Origin of the sequence: Pseudomonas sp. MYb2, assembly GCF_002979955.1 — a bacterium.
Classification (GTDB): Bacteria; Pseudomonadota; Gammaproteobacteria; order Pseudomonadales; family Pseudomonadaceae; genus Aquipseudomonas.
In genome coordinates this window covers 115,027-123,140 of the sequence record NZ_PCQC01000010.1, presented here as the reverse complement: position 1 = coordinate 123,140, position 8,114 = coordinate 115,027, and the positions used below count along the sequence as shown (strand labels likewise).

6 protein-coding genes are annotated in these 8,114 nt (G+C 60.7%); 4 read left to right on the top strand and 2 right to left on the bottom strand.

All coding sequences use genetic code 11. From position 1 onward, the window contains the following. Positions 1–244: 244 nt before the first annotated feature. Entirely contained in the window at positions 245–982 is a 738-nt protein-coding gene (locus tag CQ009_RS18185; protein WP_105707960.1) for a thioesterase II family protein, read from the bottom strand. Between the two features lie 129 nt (positions 983–1,111). Here CQ009_RS18185 and CQ009_RS18180 point away from each other — a divergent pair, with 129 nt between their 5' ends. Next, positions 1,112–2,245 carry a cupin-like domain-containing protein gene (locus tag CQ009_RS18180; RefSeq protein ID WP_105707958.1) on the top strand — a complete coding sequence of 378 codons (1,134 nt, stop codon included), beginning with the start codon at positions 1,112–1,114 and terminating at the stop codon, positions 2,243–2,245. 101 nt (positions 2,246–2,346) lie between these two features. Here CQ009_RS18180 and CQ009_RS18175 read toward each other — a convergent pair whose 3' ends face one another. Continuing rightward, positions 2,347–3,519 carry an MFS transporter gene (locus CQ009_RS18175; protein ID WP_105707956.1) on the bottom strand — a complete coding sequence of 391 codons (1,173 nt, stop codon included), beginning with the start codon at positions 3,517–3,519 and terminating at the stop codon, positions 2,347–2,349. 330 nt (positions 3,520–3,849) lie between these two features. Between CQ009_RS18175 and CQ009_RS18170 the strand changes: the two genes are divergently transcribed. The 3 genes from CQ009_RS18170 (at position 3,850) to CQ009_RS18160 (ending at position 8,106) form a co-directional block, all read left to right on the top strand. After that, positions 3,850–5,397 (top strand): family 2 encapsulin nanocompartment cargo protein terpene cyclase, encoded by a 1,548-nt coding sequence (locus CQ009_RS18170; protein WP_105707954.1) that lies wholly within the window; start codon positions 3,850–3,852, stop codon positions 5,395–5,397. Positions 5,398–5,486: 89 nt separating this feature from the next. Then, positions 5,487–6,287, top strand: coding sequence for a glucose 1-dehydrogenase (locus CQ009_RS18165; RefSeq protein ID WP_105707952.1), 801 nt, complete (start codon positions 5,487–5,489; stop codon positions 6,285–6,287). After that, positions 6,280–8,106: a glycoside hydrolase family 15 protein gene (locus tag CQ009_RS18160; RefSeq protein WP_105707950.1), complete on the top strand. Its 1,827-nt coding sequence runs from the start codon at positions 6,280–6,282 to the stop codon at positions 8,104–8,106. The genes CQ009_RS18165 and CQ009_RS18160 overlap by 8 nt, the downstream gene beginning before the upstream one ends. Positions 8,107–8,114: the final 8 nt, after the last annotated feature.

Here is an 8,114-nt window from a genome sequence, read left to right as displayed (position 1 = left end):
TTCTTAGCATCCGGATCAGTAGGCAGGAAGCACAAAGGCACGTCGTCCCTATAAAACGAATGCAGACCGGAAAAATTAGCGAATGAGAACAACTGTCAGGCGGGAGGCAGAGCGGGGATTTCTCGGGCACCACAAATCAAAGGTGGGAGCGAGCCTGCTCGCGAAAGCGGTATGTCAGGCAATGAAAATGCTGACTGTTGCGACGCTTTCGCGAGCAGGCTCGCTCCCACAGGTTATAAGGTGTTCAGGCAGTCGCGGCCATGGCGTGGCGGCGATGATGCACATCGAGCTGATCCTTGATCACCTTCAATACCTTCGCTTCATGCTCATGAATAAAGAAGTGCCCACCCGCGAGCATGTCCACCGAGAAGCTGCCACGGGTTTCCTTGCTCCAGCCGATCAATTGCTCGGTGGTGGCGCGGTCAGCCTTGCCGCCGAGCACATGCACCGGGCAGTTGAGCAGCGGTCGCGCCAGCGGCTCGAACTTGCCGCACAACAGGAAATCCGCGCGCAGGATCGGCAAGGTCAAGCTCATCAGCTCTTCGTTGGCCAGCACTTCCTCGCTGGTGCCATTGAGCGTGCGCAGTTGTTCGATCAACTCGGCGTCGGTCTTGGGCTCGGCAAAGCCGCGATCGTAATCGGCACGCAGGGTCGGCGCCGCCGTGCCGGAAGCGAACATCGCCACCGGTTCCGGGCAACCCAGCGCACGCAGGGCGTGCGCCATTTCGCAGGCCAGCAACGCGCCAAGGCTGTGGCCGAACAGTGCATAAGGGACTTTGAGTGTCGGGCGCAGCTCCTTGGCCAGTTGCATCGCCAATGCACGCATGTCGGTATGCAGTGGCTCGCCGAAACGTGCGCCACGTCCCGGCAGCTCAACCGGTTGCAACTGCAACCACTGCGGCAGTTTCGGCCGCCAGCGGCTGTAGACCATGGCACTGGCGCCGGAATACGGCAGGCACAGCAGGGTCAGCTTGGTCACCACGCTTTCCTCGAAAAATTCACTTGTAGAGAGAAACGGATCCCGTGGCGGTTAAATTAGTCGTCGACCGGTAAATTCCCCCCGCAGGCGCTCGTTAACTGTTCAGGCCAAAACCAATAACGAGGATTCACCGTGGACCTGCAGAGCATCCTGGGCAAGCTGTTCGCCAATGCCGGTGCCGTCGGCATCGAAGGCGTTTTCCAATTCGTGTTTGGTCCGCAGCAGGCCTACTGGTCCGAGGTCAAGGCCAGCAGCCGCACCGTGCCCGGACGCCACGCCAGCCCGGACGTGACCATTGAAGTCGCCGAGCGCGATTTCCTCGGGATCATGAGCGGCATGGCCAACGTCGAAGAGCTGTTCGCCAGCGGGCGCCTGAAGATTGGCGGCAACATGGGCCTGGCAACGATGCTGCCGCAGATCATCGAACATGCGATGCACGGTGGCGCCGTGGCGGAAAAAGTCGACATGAACAAGCGCTACCCGACTCCGCCGCGCTTCAGCGAAAAACTCACTGCCAGCCTGCCGACCCAAAGCAGCGTCGAACGCCTTGCCCGCAGTGATCTGTCGGTCGCCGAATTCAACAGCCGCTACCTGCCCAATGGCATTCCGGTGGTGATCAGCAATGCGCTGCACGACTGGCCACTGTTCAAGCTCAGCCGCGAAGAATCGCTGGTGCATTTCGCCGAACTGCAAGGCATCACCCGCCATGGCGATTACGTGAAGAAAACCTTCTCCACCGAACGTGATTTTCGCTCCACGTCGATGGCCGACTTCATCGCCTCGCTGGATCAACCGGCGGTCAAAGGTGCGAATGGCGAACCACCCGCCTACATGGGCAACAACATCCTGCCGGCGCAATTGATGCAGCAGATCAAGTACCCGCCCTACTTCGACACCTCGCTGTTTATTCCGCCGCGAATCTGGATCGGGCCGAAAGGCACGTTGACGCCGTTGCATCGTGACGACACCGACAACCTCTTCGCGCAGGTTTGGGGGCAGAAGACCTTCACCCTCGCCGCGCCGCATCACCGTGAAGCGCTGGGGACCTGGTCGACGGCGCCCAAGGGTGGTCTGGATGGCTGTGATTTCAACCCGGATGCGCCGGACTACGAGCGTTTTCCTGCCGCCCGCGACGTGACATTTCTGCGGGTGACGCTGGAGGCTGGGGATTTGCTGTTTTTGCCGGAGGGCTGGTTCCATCAGGTGGAATCGGTGTCGACATCACTGTCGGTGAATTTCTGGGTGAATTCGGGACGGGGCTGGTAAACAGTTGCCACCTCCACTTTGTAGGAGCTGTCGAGTGAAACGAGGCTGCGATCTTTTGACTTTAACGATCAAGATCAAAAGATCGCAGCGTGCCGCAGCTCCTACTTGAGATGGCGGTAACTCTGGATTGCCGAGCCAAGCACCACGGTCCCCGCCACAATCGCCAGCCAGAAACCGCTGCGCGCACCGAAGGCGTCCACCAGCCAACCGGAGCCGGCGGCCCCGACAGCCACGCCGATACTCAAACCGGTCACCAACCAGGTCAACCCTTCGGTGAGCTTGGCTGCTGGCACGATGCGTTCAATCAACGCCATCGCCACAATCAGCGTCGGCGAGAAGAACAGCCCGGCAACGAACACGGCCAGCGACAAGCCAAAAATATTGCTCGCCAGCAACAGCGGCAATGTCGTCACCGCCGTCGCCACGCCGCCGTACAGGAACAACTGCGGCAATGGCAATTTCGAGCGCATCGCACCGAAGGCGATGCCGGCCAGGCACGAACCGATGGCGTACACGGACAACACAATGCTCGCCGCCGCCGGTTGCCCCTGTTGTTGAGCAAACGCGACGCTGACCACATCGATGACACCGACGATAACGCCCATAGCGATCATCAACGCCAGCAGCAATTGAACGTCCGTCGAAGCAATGATCGAACCTTGATGTTCGCAGGTATGCGGATGCACTGCCGGCTCGGTGCTGCGCTGGGCGACAAACGCCGTCACGCCGATCGCCAGCGCCAGCAGCGCCGCCAGCGGTCCCGCCTCGGGAAACACCGCCACGCACAACCCCACCGACAATGGCGGGCCGACGATAAAGCACACTTCATCCAGCACCGACTCCAGCGCATAGGCCGTCTGCAATTGCGGCTGACCGCGATAGATCTCGGTCCAGCGCGCACGCACCATTGCCGACATGCTCGGCATGCACCCGGCCAGCGCGGCGAAGATGAACAGCGTCCAGTTTGGCGCTTGCAACCGCGTGCACAGCAGCAACATCAGCAGTGCGCCGCCGCCGATCAACGCCGACACCGGCAGAATCCGCCCCTGACCGAAGCGGTCCACCAGTCGTGACACCTGCGGCGCACAAAACGCCGTGGCCAGGGCAAACGTCGCCGCCACACCACCGGCCAACGCATAGCCACCCTTCAACTGCGAGAGCATGGTGATCACGCCGATACCGGTCATGGAGATCGGCATGCGCGCGATCATTCCGGCCAGGACAAAATTGCGTGCGCCGGGGGCGGTGAATAATTCGCGGTAGGGGTTTGCCATGGGTGCTGCCTCATCAGGGGCCGCCAAGTTGCCATAAGGCTTGCAGGTCGCAAAGCGCACAATTGTTGGTGGAATGTGAAGGTGCTCGACTACGGCCTGCGGTTCGACTCATGCGCTGACGACCGATGCCTGATACAGCCGAAATGGCCGTCAACCTCTCGAATCACAACGACCATTTGTCGAAAACCTGGCAGACCTGTCAGATCTGACAGGTGCCTTGTTCCGCCACACAAGTTTTCATTAATCCGTCGCTCAACTGCGCAGCGCTCCTGATGAACAGGCAACGTGCATGGGAACTATCTGGCAGCAAACATACAAGGGAGCCCTGCCATGGATGAACAGCTCATTCTCGTCTCACCCAAGGATCGCCAGACCGGCGTGGCCGCAAAAATGCAAGTGCATCACCAGGGCCTGCGCCATCGGGCGTTTTCCATTCTGCTGTTCGATCCGCAGGGCCGGCTGCTGATGCAGCAACGCGCGCTGGGCAAATATCATTCCGGCGGGTTATGGACCAACACCTGCTGCGGGCATCCTCGCGCGGGCGAACGGACGGCAGTCGCTGTCAACCGTCGACTGCAGGAAGAAATGGGCATGACCTGCAAGCTGCACAAAGTCGCCTCGATGCTCTACCACGAGCAAGTGTCCGATCAACTGATCGAGCATGAGTTCGATCATGTGTTTGCCGGTATCAGTCAGACCGATCCGGTGGCCAATCCTGATGAAGCCGAAAGCTGGGAGTGGCTGGCGCTACCGCAAATCGCGGAGCGCATCGAGCAGACGCCCAACGTCTTCACGGTCTGGTTTCGGCGGATGTTCGAGCAGTTCGGGATAGAGGGGGTGCGAGGCTGGTTCGAGGCAGTGCGCGCGCGCACCGCTTCACCATCATCGCCGCCGCGAAACGTTGTTCGTATGGATTCGCCCTGGGCCATCCCACCGTTGTACTGCCCTGCTCCCTTTCGGGTCGATGCTGCGCTGGCCGAGGCAGTGGATGAACAGCTCATGCCATGGATCGAGCAGGTCGGGATCTTTCCGGGCCAACTCGAAAAAGTCCGCGCGATGGGCTTTGGGCGCTTCGCCATGCTGTGTCATACCGACACGGAGGATCCGGACCGTGTGTTGCTGGCAGCGCAATGTGTTGCCGCGCTGTTCGCCGTCGATGATTACTACTGTGATGATGAAAGAACCGGGGCTGAACCCAAACTGGTCGGCCCGCGCCTGTCCGTCGCGCTGGCCGCGCTGGAACCGGTTTATTTGAGCGAACGGTTTCGCCCTGGTCTGGCACAGGCTTTGTGTGGCGATCCGGTATTGGTCGCACTGCAGGCCTATCTGGCGCGGGTGGAGGCCTTCGCGAGACCTGCACAGGTCGCACGCGTACGCCATGAAATCATCGCCATGTTCGTAACCATGACAGCCGAAGCCGCCTGGCGCATCGAAGGCCTCACGCCGGCGCTCTGGGAGTACCTCGCCCACCGCCAGGTCAACAGTTTCCTCCCATGCCTGTCGCTCGTCGACATTGTCGGTGACTATGAATTGCCCGCAAATGTCTACAGCGCACCGCAAGTGCGGCGGGTGACGACACTGGCTGCCAGCGCCACGATCATTGCCAACGACCTGTTTTCGGCGTTGAAGGAACAGCAGGCCGGCATTGGTGATTTCAATTTACCGTTGCTGCTGATGCGTGAGCAGCAATGCTCGCCGCAACAGGCCATGGCGCAAAGCGCCGCTATCCATGACGAGATCATGCATCTGTATGAAGCCGCAGAGCTGGCCGTCTTGCCGGGCGCATCGCCGCTGCTCAAACGCTATTTGCGAGGAATCAAGAGCTGGCTGGCGGGCAATGTCGAATGGCATCGCACCAGTGGCCGTTATCAGGTGTGAAGGTGTCGAACTTTTCATGATTACGGATGAACTCTCGTCGCCGCCTGTCAGTCAGCTAGATAAGTCCTCGACTCAAGGCGCGACCCTGCATGCAAATCTCCCTCACCGGACAAGTAGCCCTGATCACCGGCGCCAGCTCCGGCATCGGCCACGCTGCCGCCAAAGCCCTCGCCGCTGCCGGCGCCGCAGTGGTCATCAACTACAACCGTCAGGCCGAACCGGCCGAAGCACTGGCCCGGCAGATCATTGCCGAGGGCGGTCAGGCGCTGGCCATCGGTGCCGACGTCTCGCAGGAAGACGACGTTGAACGACTGTTCGCCGAAACCCTCGACGCCTTCGGCTCGCTGGACATTCTGGTGGCCAACTCGGGTATGCAAAAAGACGCCGCCGCCGTGGACATGACCCTCGACGACTGGAACGCAGTGATCAGCGTCAACCTCACCGGGCAGTTCCTCTGCGCTCGCGCCGCCCTGCGCATCTTCAATCGCCAGGGCATTCGCGAAGGCGTGTCGCGCGCGGCCGGCAAGATCATCCACATGAGTTCGGTGCACCAGCGCATTCCTTGGGCCGGCCACGTCAACTATGCAGCGTCCAAGGGTGGCGTCGATCAATTGATGCAGACCCTCGCGCAGGAAGTCAGCCATCAACGCATTCGCATTAACGGCATCGCGCCGGGGGCGATTCGCACGGCAATCAACAAAGACGCGACCGAAGGCGCTGCCGGCGACAAGCTGCTGGAGCTGATCCCCTACGGACGCATCGGCGACGCGGAAGACATCGCCAACGCCGTGGTCTTTCTCGCCTCGGATGCCTCCGATTACATCGTCGGCACCACCCTGTTCATCGACGGCGGCATGAGCCTCTATCCGGAGTTTCGCGGCAATGGCTGAGCATCACCTGGAACGACAAAGTCCGATCGATGCCCATGGCATCATCGGTGACATGCGCAGTGCAGCGCTGATCAATGATCGCGGTAGCGTGGATTTCTTCTGCTGGCCGGAGTTCGACAGCCCGTCGATTTTCTGTTCGTTGCTGGACAGCCCCGACGCGGGGATTTTCCAGTTGGCGCCGGATTTGCCCGATGCGCGCCGCGAGCAGATTTACCTGCCCGACACCAATGTGCTGCAAACCCGCTGGCTGAGTGAGCGTGCGGTGGTCGAAGTCACCGATCTGTTGCCGGTGGCGGACAACGAGGACGATTTGCCGCTGCTGATGCGCCGGGTCCGCGTGGTCAGCGGTGAGGCGACCTTCCACGTGCGTTGCGCGGTGCGCCATGACTACGCGCGCGCCGACACCCGTGCACGGATGGACCAGCAAGCGGTGATTTTCAGTGCCGATGGGCAGCCATCGATGCGTCTGACGTCGGATCAGCCGTTGCACATCGAAACCGACGCAGCGGTTGCCTCATTTACCCTGAAACAGGATCAGACTGCTGCGTTCATGCTGGGTGGCGAAGACGATCCGCGTTTCGCGGCAGGTGCCGCGCAACTGTGCATGGAACGCACATTGAAGTTCTGGCGCGACTGGCTCGGTCAGTCAATCTATCGCGGACGCTGGCGCGAAATGGTCAACCGTTCGGCCCTTGCGTTGAAACTGCTGACGTCGCGCAAACACGGCGCGATTCTCGCTGCCGCCACCTTCGGCCTGCCGGAAACGCCGGGGGGCGAACGCAACTGGGATTATCGCTACACATGGATCCGCGATGCCTCGTTCACGGTGTACGCGTTCATGCGCCTGGGTTTTGTCGGCGAAGCCAACGCTTATATGGGCTGGTTGCGCGGACGAGTCAGCGACTGCTGTGGCCAACCGATGAAGCTGAACATTCTCTACGCTATCGATGGCCGTCAGGAATTACCGGAAACCGAACTTGATCACCTCTCGGGGCACGGCGGAGCAAAACCGGTGCGCATCGGCAACGGCGCTTACGATCAGATCCAACTCGATATCTTTGGCGAGCTGATGGACGCGGTGTATCTGGTCAACAAATACGGCGACGCAATTTCCCACGAAGGCTGGAAACACGTGCGCGAAGTGGTCGATCAAGTCTGTGAGACGTGGCAGACCAAAGACGTCGGCATTTGGGAGATGCGTGGTGAACAGCACCACTTTCTGCACTCGCGGCTGATGTGCTGGGTGGCGCTGGACCGGGCCATCCGACTGGCCTCGAAACGCTCGCTGCCGGCACCGTTTGCGCAGTGGGACCAGACCCGACAGGCGATCTACGCCGACATCTGGGACAACTTCTGGAATGAAGAGCGCGGGCATTTCGTGCAGTACAAGGGTGGCACGGCGCTGGATGGCTCGATGTTGCTGATGCCGCTGGTGCGCTTCGTCAGCGCCAAGGATCCGCGCTGGCTGTCGACGCTTGAGGCGATTGAAAAACATCTGGTGCGCGACGGCATGGTGTATCGCTATCGCAACGACGACAGCAATATCGATGGCCTGGCCGGCACCGAAGGCGCCTTCGCTGCGTGCTCATTCTGGTACGTCGAATGCCTCGCCCGCGCCGGCCAAGTGGAAAAAGCGCATCTGGAGTTTGAGCAACTGCTGCGTTACGCCAACCCGCTGGGCTTGTACGCCGAGGAATTCGACAGCCATGGCCGGCATTTGGGCAATACACCGCAAGCGCTGACGCATCTGGCGTTGATCAGCGCGGCGAGTTTTCTGGATCGTCGGTTGAGTGGGGAAAAGAGTGAGTGGCAGCCGTAATGTTCGCC

What these genes read in the sequence shown, in the direction of transcription:
- CQ009_RS18175 (WP_105707956.1), bottom strand. Translation starts at nt 3,519, where the DNA reads ATGGCAAACCCCTACCGCGAATTATTCACCGCCCCCGGCGCACGCAAT.
- CQ009_RS18170 (WP_105707954.1), top strand. Translation starts at nt 3,850, where the DNA reads ATGGATGAACAGCTCATTCTCGTCTCACCCAAGGATCGCCAGACCGGC.
- CQ009_RS18165 (WP_105707952.1), top strand. Translation starts at nt 5,487, where the DNA reads ATGCAAATCTCCCTCACCGGACAAGTAGCCCTGATCACCGGCGCCAGC.
- CQ009_RS18160 (WP_105707950.1), top strand. Translation starts at nt 6,280, where the DNA reads ATGGCTGAGCATCACCTGGAACGACAAAGTCCGATCGATGCCCATGGC.